Origin of the sequence: Embleya sp. NPDC020630 (genome assembly GCF_044334985.1) — a bacterium.
GTDB lineage: Bacteria > Actinomycetota > Actinomycetes > Streptomycetales > Streptomycetaceae > Embleya.
On sequence record NZ_JBIRUB010000018.1, the window covers coordinates 118,354 to 141,570 of the forward strand.

Consider the following 23,217-nt stretch of genomic DNA (forward strand, 5'->3'; position numbering starts at 1 on the left):
GGGACACCGTACCGGGCGGCGCCGCCGCGATCCAGTCTTGACGCAACGTCTTGTCTAGACACGACGTCGCGTCTAGATTGGAGCCATCGACCCCATGAAGGAGCCAATGTGTCCAGCACCACCACGACCCCGCGCCACGCTCTCGTCATCGGCGCCTCCAGAGGGCTGGGGCTCGTCCTCACCGACGAACTGGTTCGGCGCGACTGGCAGGTCACCGCGACCGTGCGCGCCGACGGCGACCAACTGCGCGCGATGGCCCGCCGTTCGGGAGGCAGGCTGACGGTCGAGTCGTTGGAGATGACCAGCGCCGAGGACCTGGCGTCGCTGCGCAAGCATCTGGCGGGTACGAGACTCGATCTGCTCTTCGTCAACGCCGCGATCGACCGGGGCGATCTGCCGATCGACCAGGTCCCGACGGAGATGTTCACCGAGGTGATGATCACCAACGCGTTCAGCCCGATGCGCGCCCTCGAAGCACTGCGCGAACTCGTCGCGCCGGGCGGGACGGTCGCGGTCATGTCCTCCGACCAGGGCAGCATCTCGCGCAACACCGAGGGCGGTTACGAGCTGTACAAGGCGAGCAAGGCCGCCCTCAACCAACTGATGCGCAGCTACACGACCCGCCACGCCGACGACGACCACACCAAGCTGCTCATCGACCCGGGCCACAACCGGACCAGGCTGGGCGGCTTCGACGCCCCGTTGGCCCCGGAGGAGAGCATCCCGGCGGTGGTCGACGTCCTGGAGGCGCAGGCGGGCGCCCCGGGGCTCCAGTTCCTGGACCTGAATGGGGAGGTGGTGCCCTGGTAGTTCGGGGGGCCGCACACACGAAATCCCATGATCACCCAATGCGCCGATTCGGCGGCACTCGGTGAGTTTCGGGAACTGGCATTACGGCGGGAATCACCGGGCCCGAGTGCGAAGGAGCCCTCGCGCCGGACGACGCAATCGCCATACGTGACTCCAAGGCCCCCGCCCAAGGCACCTTCCTCTTCCGTGAAGCCTCTTGGGCCCCGTTCCTGACCACCCTCAAGAACGAACGGCCGACTCCCTGAACTCGCTGCCCGGGGGCGTCGCCGGTCCGAACTCACCCGGTCGCGGCGGCGGCCAAGCGCGTGCGTACCGTCTCCACGAACGTGCGCGCGTCGGCGGATTCCGGGTCGGCGACAATCGCCTCGATCGCGGAGCCGGCCGCGTGCTTCGGGTCGAGCGCGCGCGCGTCCGCCGCGACGGCTCGGGCCCACCGCAGCGCCTCCGGGTTGTCCGCTGTCGCCGCGATCATCAACAGACCCACGAGTCCATAGAAGAGGTTCGCCCTGTCCGCCGCGGCCATGGCGGCCGAGGAATCCTCCTCACCCAACAGGGCCAGCGCTTCGAGGTAGACTCCGCGAAGCGCGTGCGGCACTCCCCAATCCCGCAAGTTGTCCCGAACCAGCCGAGGCACTGTCAAGTCCCGCGCAGGCGCGGCGAATGCCCTCTCCAGGTCGGCGAGTGCCCGTGCCCATTTGCCCTGCGCGAGACGAGTCGTGGCAAGCATCGCGCATGTCGGCCCGTCGTCCGACGGCGCACCCGTCGAGGTCAACAACGTTTCGGCATCCACGAAGTTGAAGGCCCGAAGGAGCAGCCCCGCACGGTGCAACCTACCGACGTAGGCGCCCGAGGTCAGCGTCAGGACCGAGTCCAGGACTCGCACCGCCGCATCTTCCGTGCCCGAGTCGGTTTCCCTGCGGGCGAGTTCGAGAACCGGGCGGTGGGGGCTCTCGACCGCGAGCAGGGCCGCGCGCTCGGCCGCCGGCACCGCCTCCGTGCGGCGGCCAGTGGCGAGCAGCATGCGCCAATGCCAACACGCGAGTTCGAGGTGGTCCGGATACCGGGCCGCGGCGACCCGCGCGAGATCCAGGGCATCGGCGGCCCGGGCGAGTTTCACACCGGCGTCGATGGCAACGAGGTGCATGTAGGGGATGTCGTCGTACCCGTCGGCGAGCAGACCGGTCGCCAGACCGTATGCGGCGACGTGGTCCTCGTCCTCGTCGGCGATGGCCATCGCCGCTTCGCGGCCCACGCGGTTTGTCGGGTCGGCGGCCAGGATCGCGGTGACCAACGCGCGGGCCTGCTCGGCCGCCGCCCTGGGCCAGGTGTGTTCCGGCTGCTTCGCCTCCCGCCACAGGGTCCGGGCCAACCATGCCTGTTCGGTGAGGAGTCGGGCGTCTTCGCCGGCGGCTCCCGGTTCGTTGAGGTGGGGACGCCCGACGGCGCGGCACGCCAGGGTGTGGACATCGGCCAACTGCTCGCAGAAGCCATTGGTCTCGATGTCTCTGATCACGCCGCGGACGGCCCTCGGCGACGGATCCAGACGCAGGCAGTTCGTCAGCAGGCCGCGCGCCTCCTCGACCTTCCCCAGCCTCATCTTGACCAACGCCATGTCCGCCAGGTTGTCGGTGCTGTGCGGGGCGCGGGCGAGGGCCTCGGTCAACGCGGCCTCCGCGTCCGACCAGCGCTTGCTCCGGCTGTGAGTGCGAGCGCGGACCTCGTACCCGATGCCGCTGTGCGGATCCAGCCGTATGGCCTCGTCGGCGGCCGCGAGCGCTTCGTCCACGCGGCCCGGAAGCCTGGCCAAAACCCTGCCCAGCAGCGTCCATGAGTCGGCGGCATCGGGGGTGAGTTCGACGGTGCGGCGGGCGTGCGACTCGGCTTCGACCAGTCGTCGCCGGCGGAGGTGAATCCACGCGAGGCGCCGATGGCCTTCCCTGGCGTTGGGGTAGTGGGTGACGAGGAGGGAGGCGACCTCGGCGGCCTCTTTCAGGCGGTCGTCGAGATACAACAACCACGCGAGATGTGACAGGCCGCCGAAGTGGTCGGGATCGGCTGCGAGGACGCGGCGCAGTGCGGCCTCGGCTTCGGGGTACCTGTGGATGTCGATCAGGTTTCGCGCCCGTTCGACGTCCTTGCCCCGTGTGTCCTTGGTCCCGCCGACCGGCATCAGAGCAGCTTCTTCTCGCGGAGGTAGGCAACCAGATCGTCGTATGCGCCACCTTCGTTCGCGAACAGCGCCACCGACTTGGCCGCCTCGAACCAGGAGGAGACCGAGGGCCGCAACTCGCCCAGGGCGGCGGCGAAATCGGGCATGCCGATGAGCCGCATCTCACCGGTGCGGATCGAGTCGACGAGCGCCTTCTCGGCGGCCGACTCGCACAGGTGCGCCAGGTCCGCTCCCGAATAGCCGTCGGTGCGCCCGGCGAGCGCGGGTACGTCGATCTCGCAGATCGGACGGTCTTGCAGGTGGAAGCGCAGGATCTGCTCGCGCGCGGGCGCGTCCGGGGGCAGGACCAGCAGGGTGCGATCGAAGCGGCCGGGGCGGCGCAGCGCGGGGTCGACATCCCACGGGCTGTTGGTGGCGCCGAGGACGAACACGCCCTCGTTCCCGGCGTCGACGGAATCCAGTTCCTGGAGGAACTGGTTGACGGTGGTGCGCATGGCGCTGCTGTTCAGTTGGCTCCGGCGTCGGCCCAGGGCGTCGATCTCGTCGAAGAACAGCACGCAGGGGGCTTGTCGGCGCGCGGCCACGAAGATCTCGTGCATGTTCCGTTCGGAGTTGCCGATCCACATTTCCAGCACGTCCGAGATGCCGACCGAAACGAACGACGCGCCGAGTTCGCCGGCCACCGCGCGCGCGATGAACGTCTTGCCGCAACCCGGCGGGCCGTACAGCAGGAGGCCGCCGCGCAGCGACTTGCCGTACAGGCGGCGTAGTTCGGGGTTGCGCATGGGGGCGAGGAACGCGCTGTCGAGGCGGTCCTTGACGTGTTGGAGGCCGCCCACGTCGGCGAGCGTGACGGTGGGACGCTCCGTCTCGAACGTGTCGGCGGGGCCCAGCTCGTCGTGGTTGGCGACCCGAAGGCGTTCGGGCTGCGGAGTATCGCCCAGATCGTTCTCGGCGGCCGACCAGTCGAAGGAACCCGTCCCGGCGTCGGCCGGGGGCCCGGACGGCTCGGCGGCGGCGGGCGCGACGGCCTCGGCCGGCGCGGAGCCGGCGGCCCGACCGACCGCCACGGCCATCAGCTCACGGGCCGCGGCCGAATCCGGATCGAGCTTCAGCGCCTCGGCGATCTCCATGACCGCGTCGACCACCGCACCGGCGGCGACCAGGGCTTCCGCAAGATGCAGGCGGTATTCGGGCCGATCGGGCGCCGCCGCCACCGCTTGCCGCAGCGCCTGGATCAGGGGATTTTCGGGCGAGCCCGGCACCGACATGCACTTCCCTCCGTGGACTCCACAGGAACCTATCCGCATCGCCGGTCCGACAGGATGTGCCCGCGTGTTCCGGCCGATCGGTGCGGCGAAATCCGCGCTCGACGTACAGCGGACGGGCGGGCGGCCCTGCTCGTCCGTCATCCGTCATCCGTCGTCCCTCGGCGACGCCGGCCCAGGTCCACAGGCCGCCCCATCCTCATCGATCCCGTGGACCCGCACGGCCCGTGCGGTAGCGGCCCGGGGTGGTGCCGATGATGTGGGTGAAGGCGGTGATGAAGCTGCTCGGGTTGGCCCATCCGCACGCGTGGGCGGTTCGGGTGGTGTCGTGGCCGTCCGCGAGGAGTACGAGTGCGTGGTGGATGCGTAGTTGGGTGCGCAACTCGTGGAAGGTCATGCCGAGTTCGTCACGCAGCAGGCGGCTGAGGGTGCGCGAGCCGGCGCCGACCGCACGTCCGAGTTCGGCCAGCGTGGAGTTGTCCGCGGGGGTCTCGGACAGGATCCGCGCAAGGGACCGCAACCGGCCGTCCCGGGGCTCCGGCAGGTGCAGTGGCTGCTCGCGCGTCTCCCGGAGTTCGTCGACGAGCACACGAAGCAGGCGGGAACGGGCGCCGCGGCCGTACGCCTGCGCCGCAAAGCCGTCGTCCTCGCGCGGCGCGGTCAGCGCGAGCAGGACCTCGCGCGCGAGGCCGGACGCCAGGAACACGGCGGGCCGGTCCGGGATGCGCCGGGCCAGGGACGGTGGGAGGAAAACGATGCGCATGTCGGTGTCGCCGTGGGCGCGGTGCCGGTGTGGGCATCCGGCGGGCGTCCAGGCGATCCGGTCGGCCGGGACGATCGAGGTGCCTCGATCGGTGTGCACCGTCAGGACGCCGCCGGCCGCGTACACCAGGTGTCCGCGCGAGTGCGACTGCGGCGCACTCGTCCCGCCGGACGGCCAGAGGTGGCGTCCACCGGACGGCCACACTTGCGACGTCACACCGGCGCTTCCACGCGGTTGGCGGGTATCGGGCATGATCCGGCAGCTTATCGGTGGTCGGCCAGGCCCCGCCGTGGTGACCTGGAGTGGTCCCGAGCCGCTGCGGCGTATCCCGCAATGCCGCCGCGGTCGAAGAGTCGAAGGAAGGAAACCCCATGGCGACATTCGTGCTCGTACCCGGCGCCTGGCACGGCGCGTGGTCGTTCGACCCGGTGATACCGCTCCTGGAGCGTGCCGGGCACACCGTCCACGCCCTCACTTTGACCGGGTTGCGACCCGACGACGACGCCGCGACGGTGGCCACCGCCAACCTCGACACGCATGCCGACGACGTACTGCGCCTCCTCGATCGCGCCCACGTCACCGACGTGACCCTGGTCGGCCACAGCTACGGCGGCATGGTGATCTCGGCCGCCGCCGACCGCGCAGGAGGCCGGGTCACGCGCCTCGTGCACCTCGACGCCTACGTCCCGCGCGACGGCGAATCGTGCTGGTCCTCCACGACCGACGGCTATCGACAAAAGTTCCTGGCGGGCGCCGCGACCAACGGCTACGCCGTACTCCCACCCGCCGGCGGCGACCCCCGCCGCCGACCCCACCCCTTCGCCTCATTCACCCAGGCGATCCGCCTCACCGGCGCCGTCGACCGGGTCCCCCGCCGCGACTTCGTCTACTGCTCCGGCTGGGAGGACGGCACCCCCTTCACCCACCTCCGCACCCGCCTCCAAGCCGACCCGACCTGGCAGGTCCACGACCTCCCCACAGTCCACAACGCCATGCGCGAAGCCCCGAGAGCCGTCGCCGCACTCCTGTGACCAGGGCAAGGGCGAGGGCGAGGTCGGAGCAGGTGCGGTCGGGACGAGAAGCCCTCGGGCGTCCGACCTCGATCCCGGAGGCCGGTGCGGAATTCGAGCGGATCAGCGGCCGAAGTTCGACTTCAACTGCTCTGGAACGCGTCCGCCCTGGATGTGAATTCGGGCTGCGGCCTCCTCGATACGCTGCAGGTCACCGGGCGTCAGTTCGACGTCGAGTGCGCCCAGGTTCTCTTCCAGGCGGTGAAGCTTGGTGGTGCCGGGGATCGGGACGAACCACGGCTTCTGCGCCAGCACCCAGGCGAGGGCGATCCGAGCCGGCGTGGCTCCCTTGTCGTCGGCGATCTGCCGGAGCAACTCGACCAGTGCCTGATTGGCCTGTCGTGCCTCGGGTGTAAAGCGCGGCAGGGAGCGCCGCAGATCGTCGTCGGCCAGCGACGTGTCGGCATTGATTTTGCCGGTCAGATAGCCCTTCCCGAGCGGACTGTAGGGCACCAGACCAATGCCCAGCTTCTCCAGGGTCGGAATAATGTCGGTCTCGTGCTCTCGTGTCCAGAGCGAGTATTCACTTTGCAGCGCCGTCACAGGCTGCACGGCGTGGGCACGGCTGATCGTCGTCGCGCCGGCCTCCGACAGACCGAAGTGCTTGACCTTGCCCTCGGAAATCAGCTCTTTTACCGTGCCGGCCACCTCTTCGATGGGCACGTCGGGATCGACACGGTGTTGATAGAGCAGGTCGATGCACTCGGTTCGAAGGCGCCGGAGCGACGCCTCGGTTGCGCGGCGGATCTGCTCGGGTCGGCTGTCGACCCCCGACGTCGGGGTCGGCCCGTGTTCGCCGTGCCTGATACCGAACTTGGTGGCTATCACCACTTGGTCACGCACCGGCGCCAGCGCCCGACCGACCAGCTCTTCATTGGTAAATGGGCCATAGACTTCTGCGGTGTCGAAGAAAGTCACGCCGCGGTCGACTGCCGCCCGCAGCAGCTTTGTCATCTCGGCCGGGTCCGGGGACGCACCGTAGAAGAAGCTCATACCCATACAGCCGAGCCCGAGAGCTGAAACCTCGAGTTGCTGCCCAAGTTTGCGCTTTTGCATCGGAAATACTCCTTCGGGAAGAATCATCCGGCTATTGCTTTCCTCTGCGTCGAGCCGGGAATCGACTACAGGTTAGGCAGGCATTGCAGCCGGCAGGGAGACCTTGGCGATACAGGTACTGCGAAAACCACCCTCGCGCCGCATCGGGTACGGCGGCTCCCAGTCGCTGCGGTCGTCGGGGTACCGGCAGTACCTCCCTCGGAGCACGGAGCCGGCTTACGGTGGGGCAATGGCCACGATCGATCCCCGCGCGGATATCCGGGAGTTTCTCGGCTCGCGCCGCGCCCGCATCACCCCCGAGCAGGCCGGCCTGCCCGCTTACGGCGGCAATCGCCGGGTCAAAGGTCTGCGTCGTGAGGAGGTGGCGCTACTGGCGGGGGTGTCGGTCGACTACTACGTGCGCATGGAGCGGGGCGGCCTCGCCGGTGTCTCCGACGGCGTGCTCGACGCGTTGGCCTCCGCCCTGCAACTCGACGAGGCCGAGCGCGACCACCTGTTCCACCTCGCGCGCCGATCCGGGGCGACCGGCGGCCCACGTCGACACAAAGCTGCCGTGACGGTGCGCTCGACCCTGCATCAGGTGCTCGACGCGATCACCGCCGCGCCGGCCTGGATCGGCAACGGATGTTACGACGTGCTCGCGATGAATCAGCTCGCTCGCGCGCTGTACTCACCGGTCCTGGCCGACCTGCGACGGCCCGCGAACACGGCACGGTTCGTCTATCTGAACCCCGAGGCGGCCAGGGACTTCTTCGTCGACTACGACCGCATTGCCGGCGTCGTGGCCGCGAAGCTGCGCATGGAAGCCGGCCGCAATCCGCACGACGGGAAGCTGATCGCCCTGGTCGGCGAACTGTCGACGGGCAGTGAGCTGTTCCGGCAGCGGTGGGCATCCCAGGACGTGCGGCTGCACCGGTCCGGACGCAAGCGGGTGCGCCATCCGATCGTGGGCCGGCTCGACGTGGACGTCGAGTCCCTGGAACTGCCCGCCGAACCCGGCCTGTACCTCAACGTCTACACCGCACCCGCGGGCACACCGACCGCCGACAATCTGGCCCTCCTGGCCTCGTGGGCGGCCACCCAACAAACGCCGGCACCCGGGCTCGAAGCACGCAACGGATAGTCCAACGGGCTGATCCACCACGGCGCCGTGGCGAGTGCGTGGTGCGCCCGCTGCCACCTCGGCGCTCTCGCGCGTCCAACTCCTGGACCGGAACCGACGGGGGTGGCGCTCACCGACGCCGGCGGTGTGCTGCTACGTGAAGCCCGAGTAGCCCTCGATGGGGTCGCGGCTGTCGCGCGCCGGACCCGGCGGGCAGCGGATCCCCAGCGGCCGCTGCCATCCGCCGATGTCGACGGGGACCAACCAGAGTTTCATCGTCAGCAACCTCTGTGAACGGAACCGCTAGTCGGGCAGGGTGCGGCTCAGTTTGCGGAGCAGGTGCGTGAGGGTGGCCTGTTCGTCGGGGGTCAGGCCGGCGAGGAGGTTCGACTCGTTGTGGAGGTGTTCGCCGACCAGGGCGTCGATCAACTCCCGGCCGCGGTCGGTGAGTCGGATCAGCCGGCCCCGGGCATCGCCCTCGGCGGCGCGGCGGGTGACCAGGCCGGCGCGTTCGAGGCGGTCGACACGTTTGGTCACCGCGCCCGAGGTGACCATCGTCGAACCGCTCAGCTCGCCGGCGTTCAGCTCGAACGGCGCGCCGGAGCGGCGCAGCGTGGCCAGGACGTCGAACTCGCCCCGGCCCATGTCATATCGGCCGAAGACCCGGAGCAGCCGCTCCTCCAACGCCCAGTGCAGGCGCGAGATCCGGCCGACCACATGCATCGGACTCGGGTCGAGATCGGGTCGCTCGCGACGCCACTGGCCGACGATGCGATCGAGGGGATCGGCGTCCTCGGGCGAAACGGGGGCGGGGGCGGGCTCGGCGGGGTCCTGGGTCATGCTTGACGATCCTTTCCGTGGAAAGTAATCTGCTTTCCATGGAAAGTATCTAGGCCGTCACGCCTGGACACAAATCGGCGACCCTCCCCTCCCCGCCTTCCTCTCACCCGTGCGGCGCCCTTGTCGGCATGCCCGAAAGTCCCGAAACCCCCGAAATCCCCACCGGAAAGCAGAAATGTCAACGAACGCACACCCCCACTCGGCCCTGCGGTCGTGGCTGGGCGTCGCGGTCATCACCGCGAGCCTGTTCACCTTCGTCACCACCGAACTCATGCCCGTCGGCCTGCTCACCCCGATCGGCTCCAGTCTGGACATCTCGGTCGGCGTCGCCGGGCTGATGGTCACGCTGTACGGCGTCTCGGCCGGCCTCGGCGTCCCGTTCATCGTGGCCTGGACCCGCCGCGTCAACCGGCGCACGCTGCTCACCGTGCTGCTCGCGGTGTTGGCGCTGGGCAATCTGGTCACTGCGATCGCGCCCAACTACCCGCTCGTACTGGCCGCGCGGCTCGTCATGGGCTTCGCCAACGGCGTCTTCTGGGCCATCGGCGTGAGCATGGCCATGCGTCTGGTCCCGGAACACCAAGCCAACCGCGCGGCGGCGGTGGCGCTTTCCGGCATCTCGATCGCCACGGTGGTCGGCATCCCGCTGGGCACCTTCCTGGAGGACCTCACGAGTTGGCGGACCACGTTCCTGATCTGGAGCGGCCTGAGCGCGGTCGTCTTCCTCGCCGTCGCGGTCACCGTCCCGTCGCTGCCGTCGCAGAACGCGGTGCCGGCCCGGGAGGTCTTCGGCCTGGCCGTCAAGAACGTTCCGCTGCGGCTGGTGATGATCACCGTCGTGCTGTACGTCCTCGGGCACTTCGGGGCGTACACCTTCGTCCGACCGTTCCTGGAGGAGAAGTCGTCGGCCACGCCGGGCTTCGTCACCGCGCTGCTGATCGTGTACGGAATCGGCGGCGCGGCAGGCAACTTCGCCGCCGGGTACACCGTCGGCAAACGCCTGCACGCCACCTTCGTCGTCGCCCTCGCCGGGATCGTGGTGGCCCTCGTACTCCTGCTGACCATCGGCCGGTCGCGCCCCGGGGCGATCGTCGCCCTGGCCCTGTGGGGCGTCTGCTTCGGCGCGGTGAACCTGTGCCAGATCAACCTGACGCTGGCCGCCGCACCGGACACCTTCGAGGCGGCCATGTCCATCAACACCCTCGGCTACAACACGTCCATCGCCCTCGGCGCGCTGTTCGGCGGCCTGCTCACCGACCATGTGGGCGTCGCCGGCGCCGTCGGGTTCGGCGTGGCCCTGACCACGGCCGCACTGGCCCTCACCCTCACCACCCGCCGCACCGCCGAGCGGACCCCGTCCGACACCGATGGCGCCGCCGATGCCGATACCGCGACGACCGATGCGGAACCACAGGCCCTGCCTGCCCGGTAGACCGGCCACACTATCCGCACCTCTGGTACCGACCTCGCGGGCCGACGGCGGCGGCTCTCACCGGCCGGCTCGAACGTGGCTTCCATGTGGGCGGGTTCCTCTCGTACGTTGGACGGGTCGCGCCGGGCAGGGAACGTCGTATGCGCATGTCCCGGTGCCACAGCCGGACTTCGGCCCGGACATGCGCACCGGGTCGAGGGGGAACCGTGAACCGCACCGAGTGGATCGGCTTCGTTCGGCTGGCCCGGTTACGGTTCCTGCTCTACAACATGCTGCCCGTCGCGCTCGGTGGGGCGGTGGCGGTGCACGAGGGGCATCGGATCGACCTCGGCTGGTACGCGCTGGCCCAGGGCTTCGCGTGGGTCACGCACCTGATGACGCACTATTGCAACGAATACTTCGATCTCGACGCCGACCGCGCCAACCGCTACCACACACCCTGGACCGGCGGCAGCCGTGCCCTGGTCGACGGCCTGGTCCGGCCGATCGTGTCGCTGTCCACCGCCTTCGTACTGCTCGCCGGCGCCGTGTTCGTCGCCGTCGCGATGCCCACGCTGTCCACGCGCCTGACGGCCGCCGCCGGCATCATGCTCGCGTGGTTCTACACCGCGCCGCCGCTGCGGCTGAACTATCGCGGACTGGGCGAGGTGACCGTGGCCGTCGGCCTCAACGGGATCTGGCCGATCGTGGCGGTATCGCTGCTCGCGGGCGGCGTCCCCGGGCTGATCCTGCTGATCCTGGCCCCGACCGCGCTGTTGCAGGCGGCGCGGATGATGGTGATGAACCTCGCCGACATCGAGTCCGACGCCCGGGTCGGCAAGCGCACCCTGCCGGTCCTGCTCGGACCGCGCCGGGTCATCCTGATCTTCACGCTGTGTCAGATCACGGCCTATGCGGCGCTCGTCGTGTTCGCGCTTGCGGGATGGGTCCCCTGGCCGGTTTGCGCGGCGATGGCGGGCACGGCGCCGCTGTCCGTGTGGCTGGTGGGCCGACTGCGGTCCGGTGCGCTCGCCGACCACGACCCGCGCCGGATGACGCCCGTGGTGTTCTGGGCCTCCAACCACGTCGCCCTGATCGTGTGCGCGGCGCTGGTCGGCGTCCTGGCCGAGACCGCCACGGATCCGCAGGTCAACGACGGTATGGCCGGCTCGCTGGGCTTCCTGACCGCGATCCTGGCCGGCTTCCTCGTGCTGTTCGGCGTACGCCTGGTCATGGCGCTGCGCAGGTTGCACAGCGCGGACGAAACCGCCCCGATCCCGTGTCCCGCCGAGAAGGCCTCGACCTGAACCCGGTCGGGGTGGGTAGGGGCCAAGATCGTAATCTGGGCGTATGTCCGACGAGCTTTCCCCGTCGCCCGAATCCGAGGCGATGTCGCCCGAATCCGAGGCGATGCCGGATTCCCCGCTGATTCGGAGCCTGCGTTCGGCCGTCGACACGGCGCCCCGAGATCTGCCGCTGCGCCTGCATCTGGCTCAACTGCTGCTCGACGCGGGGCAGTTGGACGCCGCCGTCGGCGAGGCGGCGGTCGCGCTCAGCCAGGCGCCGGCGGACCCGGAGGCACGGGCGCTGATGGCGCGGGCGATGGGCGGCACGGCGCCGGCGACTGCGGGGGCACCGGCCACTGCGGTGGCCCCTGCCGCATCTCCCGCCGCTCCCCCGCAGCCGCCCCGCCCGGCCGGTTTCGACTGGGCCGCCGCCGAGGAGGAGGTCGAGGGCGTCGTCCCGCCGCGCTTCGTCGCGCCGGAGGGCCCGGACGCCCCGGGCACCCCCGCGACCCCCCTCGCCCTCGACGCCCCCCTCGCCGCCGACGGCTCCGGCGACCCCGGCGGCGCGAGCGCGTGGGACGTGGAGGCCCCCGAGGGGTTGCGGCTCGCCGACGTCGGCGGCATGCAAGAGGTCAAGGACCGCCTGGAGGCCGCGTTCCTGGCCCCGATGCGCAACCCCGAACTGCGCCGGCTCTACGGCAAGAGCCTGCGCGGCGGCCTGCTCCTGTACGGACCGCCCGGCTGCGGGAAGACGTTCATCGCCCGCGCCGTCGCCGGCGAACTGGGCGCCAACTTCATCTCGGTGTCGATCAGCGACGTCCTGGACATGTGGATCGGCAACTCCGAGCGCAACATGCACGAGGTGTTCGCCACCGCCCGCCGCAAGGCGCCGTGCGTGGTCTTCCTCGACGAGTTGGACGCGCTCGGCGCCAAGCGCAGCCGTACCCAACACGGCGGCCTGCGCAACACCGTCAACCAACTGCTCACCGAACTGGACGGCGTCGGCGACGTCAACGAGGGCGTGTTCGTGCTTGCCGCGACCAATGTGCCCTGGGACGTCGACCTCGCGCTGCGCCGCCCCGGCCGGCTCGACCGTACGCTGCTCGTCCTGCCGCCCGACCGCCCGGCGCGCGAGGCGATCCTGCGCTACCACCTGAGCCAACGCCCGATCGCCTCGGTCGACCTGGGCAAGCTGGTCAAGATCACCGACGGCTTCTCCGGCGCCGACCTCGCGCACGTCTGCGAGAGCGCCGCCGAGTCCGCGCTGCTCGACTCCGCGCGAACCGGCTCGGTCCGGATGATCGGCATGGCCGACCTGCTGGCGGCGGCGAAGGCGATCCGGCCGTCCACCGACGCCTGGTTCGCCACCGCGCGCAACGTCGCGATGTTCGCCAACGACGGCGGCACCTACGACGACCTGCTCACCTACCTGCGAAGGAACGGCAAGCTGTGACCGAGCACCCGCTCGTCGAACAGGCCAGGGCGCTGCTGACGCTCGACCGGGACGAGGAGGCGGGCGAACTGCTCGCCCGGCGGCTGGCCGAGGACCCGGACGATGTCCGTGCTTGGGTGCAACTGGCCTACGTACACCAGGGTTTGGGGCGGGACGAGGAAGTACTGACCGCCACCGCCGCGGCGTTGGCGCTCGCGCCGGACGACTACGAGGCGCTGATCGTGCGGGCGTACGCGCTGCGCCGGTCGACGCGGCGCGAGGAGGCGGAGGCCGCCGCGCGGACCGCGATCGGGCTCGCGCCCGAGTTGTGGAACGGATACGCGGCGCTGTCCGAGGCGTTGACCGCGTGGCAGGAGCGCTGGCCGGAGGCGTTCGACGCGGCCTCGATGGCGGTGCGGTTCGGCCCGGAGGCCGTCAACGCCCACCGCGCGTTGTGGAAGGCGTCCCTGCTGGTCGGCCGCAACGACGTACGGGCCCGGGCCGTGCGCGAAGTGTTGCGCCTGGACCCGCAGAACGCCTGGGCGTTGGCCGAACTCGCCGACCAGGCCGAGTACGACGCCGCCCGCGCACCCCTGATCGGCGCCGGCGCCAAGCTCACCGCCTCCGCCGACGCCGCCGCCACGGCGCTGGTCGCCGACCCGACCTCGGAGCGCTTGCGCAAGCAGATCGACGCGGCCGTGTTCCGCATGTTGCGCGGGACCCGCTGGATCGCCCTGGTCTGCCTGGTCCTGGCCGCGCTCGCGGCCCGGGTCTTCCCCACCGGCGACGACGCCACGTCGTTGCCCGCCCCGCTCGGCACCCGCGTCTGGGCGCTGACCCTGATGGCCCTGGCCTGGGCCTTCGGCGCCTGGCGCCGCTACCGCCGGTTGCGCACGGGCGTACGGCTCAGCATGTGGTCGCTGGTGCGTCGGGTCGGCTGGGCCCGCCTGGTGGTGGGGCAATCCGCGTGGATCACCACCACCGCCGTGGTGATCGCGCTGACCCCGTGGTCCGACCGGCTGGTCCCGCAGATCCTGTTCTGGGCGGCCCTGGTGCCCACCCTTGTCACGATCCGCCTGGAACACGCCGCCGCGCGCTGACCGCGGCCCCGGTTGGCCCCCGCTCAGCGCCCCACCGCGTAGCCCTGTACGCCGCGTGAATCCGCCGCCGCCGAGAGCACGCCCGTGCGGGGATCCCGCGCGACCGCGCACAGGCGGCCCTGGGACCACGGTTCGTCGACCGTGACCAGGTGGCCCCGCTCGCGCAGTGCGGCGACGGCCTTGTCGCCGAGGCGGGATTCGACCGTGAGGCTGCCGGGGCTCATCGTGCGGGGGTGGAACGAGCCGGGGAAGCTCGCGGTGTGCCAGTTGGGGGCGTCGATCGCGGCTTGGAGGTCGAGGCCGCCCAGCGCCACGGCGAGGAAGAAGTGCAGGGACCACTGGTCCTGCTGGTCGCCGCCCGGCGTGCCGAAGGCCAGCACGGGTATGCCCTCGCGCACGGCGATCGACGGGGACAGGGTGGTCCGGGGGCGACGGCCCGGGGTGAGCGAGTTGGGCAGGCCGGGCTCCAGCCAGGCCATCTGGAGCCGGGTGCCGAGCGGGAAGCCGAGTCCGGGGATCGCCGGGCTGGACTGGAGCCAGCCGCCGCTGGGCGTCGCGGAGACCAGATTGCCCCAGCGGTCGGCGACGTCGAGGTGGCAGGTGTCGCCCCGGGTGGCCCCGTCGGCGCGGACGGTCGGCTCGCCCGTGCCGGGCGGCCGGGTCGACGCGCCCGGCCCTTCGGCCTGTGCCACCGGCAGGCCGGGCAGGCGCGGGACCCGGCCGCCGGGGCCGCCGGGGCGCAGCTCGTGGGAGGCCCGTGCGTCGATCAGCATGCGCCGGCCGGCGTTGTACCCGCCCGCCAGCAGGTCGTCGAGCGGCACCGGCGCGGCGTCGCCGTACCAGGCCTCCCGGTCGGCCATGGCGAGCTTGGTGCCCTCGACCAGGGTGTGCACGTACTCGGGGTCGTCGTAGTCGAACCCGTCGGGCAGCAGCGCGAGTTGCTGGAGAAAGACCGGGCCCTGGCTCCACGCGCCGGGCTTGTACACGGTCCAGCCCCGCCAGTCGTGGCCGGCCGGCTCCTCGTAGTGGGCCGCATATCGCACGAGGTCGTCACCCACCAGGGTGGAGGCGTGGCGCCGTCCCGAGGTATCCATCGCGGGCTTGGCGGCGAAGTCGGCGACGGCCTCGCCGATGAAGCCTTCGCGCCAGATGCGCCGGGCCGCCTCGATCTCCGCCTCGCGGGTGCCGCCGGCGCATTCACGCAGCAGCGTGCGCCAGGTGCGGGCCAGGGCGGGGTTGCGGAAGAGTGCCCCGGTCTGCGGCGCGGGCAGGTACACCTCGGCCGAGCTGGTCCACTCGGTCTCGAACTGCTCGCGCATCCGCGCCACGGTCGCGGCGAGCAGCGGCGAGACGGGGTGTCCGGACTCGGCGTAGCCGATCGCGTACGTCAGCACCTCGGCGAGCGGCTTCGTCCCGTGGTCGCGCAGCAGCGTCAGCCACGCGTCGAAGGAGCCCGGCACGGCGGCGGCCAGCGGCCCGGTCCCGGGCACGAGGTCGAGGCCGAGGGAGCGGTAGTACCCGATCGTGGCCCCCTGCGGCGCGGGCCCCTGGCCGCACAACACCCGGACCGCGCCGCCCACCGGGGCGAGGATGATCGGGACCTCTCCGGCCGGCCCGTTCAGGTGCGGCTGTACGACCTGGAGCACGAAGCCGGCCGCCACCGCCGCGTCGAACGCGTTGCCGCCGTCCTCCAGGACCGCCATCGCCGACTGCGAGGCGAGCCAGTGGGTGGTCGACACGACGCCGAAGGTCCCCCGTACGGTCGGCCGGCTCGTCCAGTCGCTCATCGCGCCTCCTCCGCGCCGGGCGCCACGGCCCCGCCCTGGGGCACCGCCGAGCACGATCCGGCCAGTCTCGCGGGGTCGCGCCGCTACCGAAAGTGATTCGGCGGGGTCGTGCACGCTTCGGCAAACCGGGGACACACGCTTCGGTAGACGGGATCAACCGAGAGCGATTCACCAACTGTTGCCGAGCTGCTTGGCAGATGTTGCCGATTCCGCAGGATCGCCCGGCGAGTTGAATCGCTGTCAGCAGCCGGGCGAACAGCCCTCCACGAATGTGATCGAATCACCTCCCCTCCGATTGGAGCGCGCTGATGACGCCTGCCGCAGCGGCGGGACCCCGCCGACGGATCCGAATCGGCATCGACACCGGCGGTACCTTCACCGACGTGGTCGCGCTGGACGAGGAGTCCGGCGAGCTGGTCACCACCAAGACGCCGTCCACGCCGAGCGACCCCGCCGACGGCTTCATGAACGGCATCGACAAAGTGCTGGGCCTGCTCGGATGCACCGGGGCCGACGTCACCGCCGTCGCGCACGGCACCACGGTGGCCACCAACCAGCTCCTGGAAGACAAGATCGACCGCCTCGGGTTCATCACCACCGAGGGCTACGAGTACATCCTGGAGATCGCCCGCCAGGCGGTCCCGGACGGCTACGGCAACTCCTACTTCTGGGTCAAGCCGGACCGGATCGTCCCGGTCGACCTGGTGCACACCGTGGGCGGCCGGTTCGACCACAAGGGCAACGAGGTCCGCCCGTTCGACGAGGAGGGCGCCCGCGCCGCCGCCCGTCGACTGCGCGAGCAGGGCATCCTCACCATCGGCGTCTGCTTCCTGCACTCCTACGCCAACTCGGCGCACGAGGAGCGCATGCGCGAGATCCTGCGCGAGGAGCACCCCGAGGCGATCGTGTCGATCAGCTCCGAGGTGCTGCGCGAGTACCGCGAGTACGAGCGCTCGATGACCACGCTCGTCGACGCCGCGGTCAAGCCGCGCGTGGCCCGCTACGTCGGCGGCATCCGGGAGCGCCTGGACGCGTTCACCACCGCCGGCGAGGCGCCCCGCCGTGTGCCGTTCGCGATCATGAAGTCCAACGGCGGCGTGCTCTCCGCCGAGGAGGTCGTGCACCAGCCGATCACCACCGTGCTTTCCGGCCCGGCCGCCGGCGCCCTGGGCGCCGCGCTGATCGCCGAGAAGGCCGGCTTCGACAAGGTCCTGACCTGCGACGGCGGCGGCACCTCCACCGACGTGTCGGTGGTGCTCGGCGGCGAGCCGACGCTGACCACCGAGGGCACGGTCGGGCGTTTCCCGTCCAAGATCCCGATGATCGACGTGGTCACCGTCGGCGCCGGCGGCGGCTCGATCGCCTGGATCTCCCCCGAGGGCACGCTCAAGGTCGGCCCCCGCTCGGCCGGCGCCGACCCGGGCCCGCTGTGCTACGGCAAGGGCGGCACCGAGCCGACCATCACCGACGCGCACGTCCTGCTCGGCCGCATCCCCCCGCACCTGCTCGGCGGCGAGATCCCGCTGGACGTGGACGCCGCCCGTGAGGGCCTGACCAAGATGGCCGCCGAACTGGGCATGGGCATCGAGCAGTTGGCCAACGGCATCCTGGAGATCTCGGCCTGGAACCAGGCCAACGCGCTGCGCCAGATCACCGTCAAGCGCGGCCTGGACGTCCGCGACTTCACCATGGCCACCTTCGGCGGCTCCGGCTCGCTGCTGCTGTGCCGCCTCATCGACATCCTCGGCCTCGCCGGCGTCATCGTGCCGCGCGACCCGGGCAACGTCTCCGCGTTCGGCCTGCTCACCGTCGACGTGCGCTGCGACTACGTGCAGACCGCGGTCGGCAGCCACCCCGAGCTCGATCACCCCAAGGTGGCGGGCATCTTCGACGAGTTGGCGGGCAAGGCGGGCGACGCCCTCGACAAGGAGGGCTTCGCGGCCGAGGACCACCGCTACGTGCGCACCGCGGACCTGCGCTACTTCGGCCAGGCGTTCGAGGTCCGGGTGCCGGTGCCGGACGGCCCGTTCACCGCCGAACTCGCCGACACCGTCGCCGAGTCCTTCCACGCCGCGCACGAGCAGCTCTACGGGTACAACTTCCGCGGCGACGCGAGCCAGCCGGTGGAGTGGGTCAACCTGCGCGTCACCGGCGTCGGCCCGATCCGCCGCCCCGAGCTGCGCGAACTCCCGGGCCGCGAGGGCGATGTCGAGCGCGCCCGCACCGGCACCCGCGCGGTCTGCTTCGTCGATCGCGACGGCTATGTGGACACCGCCGTGTACGCGCGGCCCGAACTCGCCCCGGGCGACCTGGTCGTCGGCCCGGCGATCATCGAGGAGTTCGGCTCCACCATCCCGATCCACCCGGGCTTCGCCGCCCGCGTGGACGCCTACGGCAACGTCGTGGTCACCCGCGACACCGACACCACCTCGACCGCTTCGAAGGGAGCCTGAACATGAGCGCCGGCACCACCGCCACCACTGCGCAGGACGCGCTGCACGGCGTCGACCCCGTGCTCCTGGAGATCGTCGAAGGCACCCTCGCCTCGGTCGAGATGGAGGTCGAGACCGCGATCGGGCGCACCTCGCGCTCGCCGATGATCCGCGACGCGCACGACTTCCGGGCGGGTATCCACGACCGCAAGTTGCGCAAGCTCACGGGCCGTTCGTACTCCGCGCTGGTGCACCCCATCGCCCGCGACTTCCCGCTGGAGACGATGCGTCCGGGCGATGTGTTCTTCCACAACGACGTGTACGAGTCGGAGGGCGGCATCGGCCACCTGCCCGACCTGTGCGTCACCGTCCCGGTCTTCGCGGACGGCCAAGTGGTCGCGTTCGTCCAGGCGTTCGGGCACCACGACGACATCGGCGGCTGCTGCCCCGGGTCGATGCCCTCGGGCGCGACGACGGTGTACGAAGAGGGCCTGATGGTCCCGCCGATCAAGCTGTGGGACCAGGGCGTGCCGAACCAGGCCGCGCTGCGCATCATGACCCGCAACTCGCGGATGCCCGACTCGCTCGCCGCCGACCTGGACGCCGAGTGCTCGGCGTGCCTGATGGGTTCGCGCCGGCTCGGCGAACTCTTCGAGCGCTACGGCCGCGAGACCGTCGAGGCGTGCTTCGACGCGATCCTGGACAAGACCACCGAGACCTACCGTCGCGAGATCCTGTCCAAGATCCCCGACGGCGAGTACGTCTGGGAGGACTACGCCGAACACGACGGCGTGGACGAGCCGATGCTGCACACGCAGCGGATCACCCTGACCAAGACGCCCGACAAGATCCTGATCGACTTCACGGGTACGTCGAAGCAGGCCAAGGGTCCGATCAACCACTGCGGCGACTACGCGGACGGCAACTTCCTCAAGAAGTGGCTCGCCCCGATCCTGCGCAACCTCGCGGACACCCCCGAGCGGATGGCCGAACTCGACGTCAACGAGGGCGTGGTGCCGCTGATCGAGATGAAGTTCCCGGAGAAGGGCACGCTGCTCACGCCGATCTTCCCGGCGCCGACCAACGCGCGCACCTTCGTCATCCTGCGCCTGCTCGGCGTGCTCTCCGGCGTACTGGCCAAGGCGGTCGACGGCCGGATGCCGGCCGACCAGGAGACGATCCGCTACACCGGCGTGTACGGGCACGACGCGGAAGGCCGCTCGTACCTGATGCGCGAGGTGCTCGGCGGCGGCTCGGGCGGGCGCTACTACGCGGACGGCGAGGACACGATCCACGTCGTTCCGGACTCGCGCAACCTGCCGACCGAGTTCACCGAGTCGCGCTTCCCGTTCCTGGTCGAACGCCTGGGCCTGGCGGCCGACTCGGGCGGCCCGGGCGAGTTCCGCGGCGGCCTCGGCTACGAGAAGCACATCCGGATGTTGCTCGACGCGTCGTTCATGTCGATCGCCGACCGCTCGATCCTGTCCTGCTGGGGCGTCAAGGGCGGCAAGGCCGGCCGTCCCTTCCAGGTCGTGATCGACCCGGGCGGCCCGAACGAGCGCGAGATGGAGGGCCTGGTCGACGACGAGCCGGTCAAGGCCGGCGAGGTGATCCGGATCCGCACGACGGGCGGCGGCGGCTGGGGCGACCCGCTCAACCGCAAGACCGAGTCGGTCCTGCGCGACGTCCAGTGGGGCAAGGTCTCGCGGGCGGCGGCGGCGGACGACTACGGCGTCGTCCTGACGGGCGAGGGCGACGAGTTGGCGGTCGACGAGGCGGCAACGGAAGCACTGCGCGAGTCGATCCGCACGGCCCGCCCCGAGGTCGAGCCCTTCTTCGACCGCGGCCCGGGCTACGCCCTGCTGTCGGGCGGGCAGGCATACGCGGCGGTGGACCTGCTGTAGGCGGCGGCGCCGGGGGTGGGGCCGGCGACCGGAGTCGCTGGGACCCACACCTGGCCCGTCCCCCTCTGCCGATGCTCGAAGAGCACCCCGAACAGCCGCGCCTCCCTCCGCGATCGGGAGGCGCGGCCCCGGCCTCGACCGTCTCGACGGTCGAGGCCGTTGGCGTTGCTACAGGCCCAATCGCGCGGCGAAGGCCGAGAAGGTGGGTGCCACAACCCGCCACCGGCACAGGCCGGGATCCGTCCAAAAGTCACTGCCGACAACACGGGGATCCGCTGGTTCCGTCCGGTAGTCGAGCGCCAGGGCAACGTCGTCCCCAGGGTTGCGATTGACGGCGACCAGCACCGCCTGTTCGACGTCGAGCCAGGGAAGTTCGAGCGGTTCGGTGGCGGTGCTTCCGCGTGCCTCGCGAAAGAAGGCGCAGCGCGGATCGTCCGCGAACATGTCCATCGATCGGGACTCGAACTCCATCTGCTCGGGGTTCGATACGAAGACGAGCGGATCCTCGAACCACGGGATGACCTCCGCCGACACCGCGTCCCCGGGGTGCCGCCAGAGGCCACGCTCGATGAGCGAGGCCAGCCGGGCGGGGAGAACAAGTCCTCGGACGGTCGCAGGCGCCATGGCATGCAGCCTCGCACGGCGGGACGACTCCCGCGCAAACACCGCCCTCGGCAAGGAACCCCGTTCCGGGGCTGCCCCGGAACCGCCCACCGCGGAGCGGCCGTTCGCGGCGGGAACCGCCTCCCATCCGCCCGGCAGCGGGGCGGAGCCGTGGGCGGTCCTACGCCGGTTCGCCCGGTGTGCGTTCGGTGGGCAGGGCCTCGACCGCGTTGGCGATGGCGGGGCGGAGGTGGTCGAGGGTCGTGTCGGGGCCGAGGATCATGCGCCGCAGGTGCGGCATGGTCAGGGTCCATGCCACCAGGCCGAGGGTGAAGAAGAGCCGGCTGCGCGGGTCGTCGTCGGGGTGTGCGGTGGTGGCGGCCCGGATCTTGTCCTGGTAGTGACGGGTGCGGGCGTCCTCGGCGGGGACGGGCCGGTCGCCGAGTTCGAGGGCTTCCCACATGAGCAGGCGTAGCGCCTCGGGGTGGGCGCGGTGGTGGTCGAAGAGGCGTTCCGCGTAGGCGGGCAGGTCGTCGTCGCCGGGCGGGACGTCTCGGGCGAGGTCGGCCATGAGGCGTTCGAGGACGGCGGCGAAGAGCTGCTGCTTGTCGCCGAAGTACTCGTAGATGGCCCGCTTGTTGGCCTCGGCCTGGGCTGCGATGCGATCCACCCGTGCGCCGGCGACGCCGTGCGCGGCGAATTCGGCGGTCGCCGCCGCCAGGATGCGTTCCTTGGTTGCCGCAGAGTCGTAGGCCATGGAGCGATTGTAAGGAACCGGTTCGTTTGACGAGGGCGCGGTGGCGTGCCAGGCTCTCCTACGAGCTTCCGAACTATCTGGTTCGTTCGTTTGGAGGAATGTGATGTCCCCGACCGATCAGTCCTCACCGCCCGGCGAGCCGCGCCGGCGACTGTCCCTGCTGATGGCCCTGGCCTGCGGCGTCTCGGTGGCCAACGTGTACTTCCCGCAGGCCCTCGGCCCGCTCGTCGCGGACGGCCTCGACCTCACCCCCGACACAGCGGCGGCGGTGGCGACGCTGACCCAACTCGGCTACGCGCTCGGGATCTTCCTGCTGGTCCCCCTCGGCGACCGACTGCCGCGCCGACCGCTGATCACCACTTTGCTCGCGGTGACCTCGTGTGCGCTGCTCGTCGCGGGTCTCGCCCCCGCGTTCGGCGTACTCCTCGCCGCCGGCACCGCGGTCGGCATCGCCACCGTCGTCCCTCAGGTGCTGTTGCCGATGGCCGCGGGCCTGGTCGCCCCCGAGCACCGGGGCCGAATCATCGGCACCCTGCAAGGCGGCCTGATCGGCGGAATCCTGCTCGCCCGCACCTTCGGCGGCATCGCCGGCGAACACCTGGGCTGGCGGGCGCCGTACCTGATCGCCGCCACACTCACCGCGCTCCTGGCAGTCGTCCTCGCTCGCGCCCTCCCGGCCACCGCCGCGTCCGGGCACGAGAGCTACCCGACGCTGCTCGCGGACACCCTGCGCATGCTGCGCACCGAGCCCGCCCTGCGCCGCTCGGCGCTCTACCAGGCCATCCTCTTCGGCGCTTTCAGCGCCGTCTGGACCGCACTCGCCCTGCTGGTCACCGGCCCCCGCTATGACCTGGACACCCAGACCGTCGGACTACTGGCCCTGATCGGCGCCGCCGGCATGTTCTACGCACCGGCCGCCGGACGCCTGGTCGACCACCACGGCCCCGCCCGTGTGAATCTCTCCTGCGCCCTGGCCACCCTCGCCGCCGCCGCGATCCTGACCCTCGGATCCCTCGCCGGCGTCATCGGACTCACCGCCCTGGCGGCCGGCCTGCTCCTGCTGGACGTCGCCATCCAATGCGGCCAAGTCGCCAACCAGGCACGCATCTTCGCGCTGCGCCCGGAAGCGCGCAGCCGGCTCAACACCGCGTACATGACCTGCTCGTTCCTCGGCGGCAGCGCGGGCTCCTGGCTGGGCATCCACACCTACACCCGACTGGGCTGGCAAGGCATCTGCGCCCTCACCGCACTCGCCGCAACCATCGTGCTGCTCATCCACGTCGCCTCACACCGCCACGGAAGGACCCGGGCCACGGCGAAGCCGCCCGCTCCCCAACCGACAACCACAACACGGTGAGGCCCCCGACAACACGACCCCACGACCCACAACCAACAACCAACAACCAACAACCAACAAGGACCCCAT

20 protein-coding genes are annotated in these 23,217 nt (G+C 70.9%); 11 read left to right on the forward strand and 9 right to left on the reverse strand.

The window, feature by feature from the left end:
• Window positions 1-108 precede the first annotated feature (108 nt).
• Both ACH4XV_RS38400 and ACH4XV_RS38405 read left to right on the forward strand, forming a co-directional pair.
• Entirely contained in the window at window positions 109-810 is a 702-nt protein-coding gene (locus tag ACH4XV_RS38400) for an SDR family NAD(P)-dependent oxidoreductase (RefSeq protein WP_395797502.1), read from the forward strand.
• 92 nt (window positions 811-902) lie between these two features.
• A complete protein-coding gene (locus tag ACH4XV_RS38405; RefSeq protein ID WP_395797569.1) occupies window positions 903-1,055 on the forward strand; it encodes a DUF397 domain-containing protein in 153 nt (50 codons plus the stop codon).
• Window positions 1,056-1,087: 32 nt separating this feature from the next.
• On the opposite strand, the gene ACH4XV_RS38410 is transcribed toward ACH4XV_RS38405, so the two are convergent.
• The 3 genes from ACH4XV_RS38410 to ACH4XV_RS38420 form a co-directional block, all read right to left on the reverse strand.
• Window positions 1,088-2,980: a tetratricopeptide repeat protein gene (locus ACH4XV_RS38410; RefSeq protein ID WP_395797504.1), complete on the reverse strand. Its 1,893-nt coding sequence runs from the start codon at window positions 2,978-2,980 to the stop codon at window positions 1,088-1,090.
• Window positions 2,980-4,251 carry an AAA family ATPase gene (locus tag ACH4XV_RS38415; RefSeq protein WP_395797505.1) on the reverse strand — a complete coding sequence of 424 codons (1,272 nt, stop codon included), beginning with the start codon at window positions 4,249-4,251 and terminating at the stop codon, window positions 2,980-2,982. Before ACH4XV_RS38415 ends, ACH4XV_RS38410 begins: the two co-directional genes overlap by 1 nt.
• Window positions 4,252-4,447: 196 nt before the next feature.
• Window positions 4,448-5,227, reverse strand: coding sequence for an AraC family transcriptional regulator (locus ACH4XV_RS38420; protein ID WP_395797507.1), 780 nt, complete (start codon window positions 5,225-5,227; stop codon window positions 4,448-4,450).
• A 155-nt stretch (window positions 5,228-5,382) separates the two neighbouring features.
• Between ACH4XV_RS38420 and ACH4XV_RS38425 the strand changes: the two genes are divergently transcribed.
• Window positions 5,383-6,042, forward strand: a complete 660-nt coding sequence (locus ACH4XV_RS38425) for an alpha/beta fold hydrolase (protein ID WP_395797509.1) — start codon at window positions 5,383-5,385, stop codon at window positions 6,040-6,042.
• 102 nt (window positions 6,043-6,144) lie between these two features.
• Here ACH4XV_RS38425 and ACH4XV_RS38430 read toward each other — a convergent pair whose 3' ends face one another.
• A complete protein-coding gene (locus ACH4XV_RS38430; RefSeq protein ID WP_395797570.1) occupies window positions 6,145-7,137 on the reverse strand; it encodes an aldo/keto reductase in 993 nt (330 codons plus the stop codon).
• Window positions 7,138-7,366: 229 nt separating this feature from the next.
• Here ACH4XV_RS38430 and ACH4XV_RS38435 point away from each other — a divergent pair, with 229 nt between their 5' ends.
• Window positions 7,367-8,260, forward strand: coding sequence for a helix-turn-helix transcriptional regulator (locus ACH4XV_RS38435; RefSeq protein WP_395797511.1), 894 nt, complete (start codon window positions 7,367-7,369; stop codon window positions 8,258-8,260).
• 132 nt (window positions 8,261-8,392) lie between these two features.
• On the opposite strand, the gene ACH4XV_RS38440 is transcribed toward ACH4XV_RS38435, so the two are convergent.
• Complete coding sequence (locus ACH4XV_RS38440; RefSeq protein WP_395797513.1) at window positions 8,393-8,515, reverse strand: hypothetical protein; 123 nt, start codon at window positions 8,513-8,515, stop codon at window positions 8,393-8,395.
• Window positions 8,516-8,542: 27 nt separating this feature from the next.
• Window positions 8,543-9,079: a MarR family winged helix-turn-helix transcriptional regulator gene (locus tag ACH4XV_RS38445; protein ID WP_395797515.1), complete on the reverse strand. Its 537-nt coding sequence runs from the start codon at window positions 9,077-9,079 to the stop codon at window positions 8,543-8,545.
• 175 nt (window positions 9,080-9,254) lie between these two features.
• Between ACH4XV_RS38445 and ACH4XV_RS38450 the strand changes: the two genes are divergently transcribed.
• The 4 genes from ACH4XV_RS38450 to ACH4XV_RS38465 all read left to right on the forward strand — a co-directional run bounded on the left by ACH4XV_RS38450 (window position 9,255) and on the right by ACH4XV_RS38465 (window position 14,308).
• A complete protein-coding gene (locus ACH4XV_RS38450) occupies window positions 9,255-10,511 on the forward strand; it encodes an MFS transporter (protein WP_395797517.1) in 1,257 nt (418 codons plus the stop codon).
• Between the two features lie 206 nt (window positions 10,512-10,717).
• The gene (locus tag ACH4XV_RS38455) at window positions 10,718-11,797 is read left to right on the forward strand and encodes a prenyltransferase (protein WP_395797519.1); all 1,080 of its coding nucleotides are present in this window, start codon (window positions 10,718-10,720) and stop codon (window positions 11,795-11,797) included.
• Between the two features lie 103 nt (window positions 11,798-11,900).
• Window positions 11,901-13,229, forward strand: coding sequence for an ATP-binding protein (locus ACH4XV_RS38460; protein WP_395797571.1), 1,329 nt, complete (start codon window positions 11,901-11,903; stop codon window positions 13,227-13,229).
• The gene (locus ACH4XV_RS38465) at window positions 13,226-14,308 is read left to right on the forward strand and encodes a translation initiation factor IF-2 (RefSeq protein WP_395797521.1); all 1,083 of its coding nucleotides are present in this window, start codon (window positions 13,226-13,228) and stop codon (window positions 14,306-14,308) included. The genes ACH4XV_RS38460 and ACH4XV_RS38465 overlap by 4 nt, the downstream gene beginning before the upstream one ends.
• A gap of 23 nt (window positions 14,309-14,331) precedes the next feature.
• Here ACH4XV_RS38465 and ACH4XV_RS38470 read toward each other — a convergent pair whose 3' ends face one another.
• Window positions 14,332-16,095: a gamma-glutamyltransferase family protein gene (locus ACH4XV_RS38470; RefSeq protein WP_395797523.1), complete on the reverse strand. Its 1,764-nt coding sequence runs from the start codon at window positions 16,093-16,095 to the stop codon at window positions 14,332-14,334.
• 308 nt (window positions 16,096-16,403) lie between these two features.
• Between ACH4XV_RS38470 and ACH4XV_RS38475 the strand changes: the two genes are divergently transcribed.
• On the forward strand, window positions 16,404-18,548 hold the full coding sequence (locus ACH4XV_RS38475; protein WP_395797525.1) for a hydantoinase/oxoprolinase family protein: 2,145 nt from the start codon (window positions 16,404-16,406) through the stop codon (window positions 18,546-18,548).
• Window positions 18,549-18,550: 2 nt separating this feature from the next.
• On the forward strand, window positions 18,551-20,431 hold the full coding sequence (locus tag ACH4XV_RS38480) for a hydantoinase B/oxoprolinase family protein (protein WP_395797527.1): 1,881 nt from the start codon (window positions 18,551-18,553) through the stop codon (window positions 20,429-20,431).
• A 168-nt stretch (window positions 20,432-20,599) separates the two neighbouring features.
• Here ACH4XV_RS38480 and ACH4XV_RS38485 read toward each other — a convergent pair whose 3' ends face one another.
• Together ACH4XV_RS38485 and ACH4XV_RS38490 are read right to left on the reverse strand one after the other, a co-directional pair.
• Window positions 20,600-20,965 carry a hypothetical protein gene (locus ACH4XV_RS38485; protein ID WP_395797529.1) on the reverse strand — a complete coding sequence of 122 codons (366 nt, stop codon included), beginning with the start codon at window positions 20,963-20,965 and terminating at the stop codon, window positions 20,600-20,602.
• Between the two features lie 250 nt (window positions 20,966-21,215).
• Window positions 21,216-21,791, reverse strand: a complete 576-nt coding sequence (locus ACH4XV_RS38490) for a TetR family transcriptional regulator (RefSeq protein ID WP_395797531.1) — start codon at window positions 21,789-21,791, stop codon at window positions 21,216-21,218.
• 103 nt (window positions 21,792-21,894) lie between these two features.
• Here ACH4XV_RS38490 and ACH4XV_RS38495 point away from each other — a divergent pair, with 103 nt between their 5' ends.
• A complete protein-coding gene (locus tag ACH4XV_RS38495; protein WP_395797533.1) occupies window positions 21,895-23,148 on the forward strand; it encodes an MFS transporter in 1,254 nt (417 codons plus the stop codon).
• The last annotated feature ends 69 nt before the right edge of the window (window positions 23,149-23,217 follow it).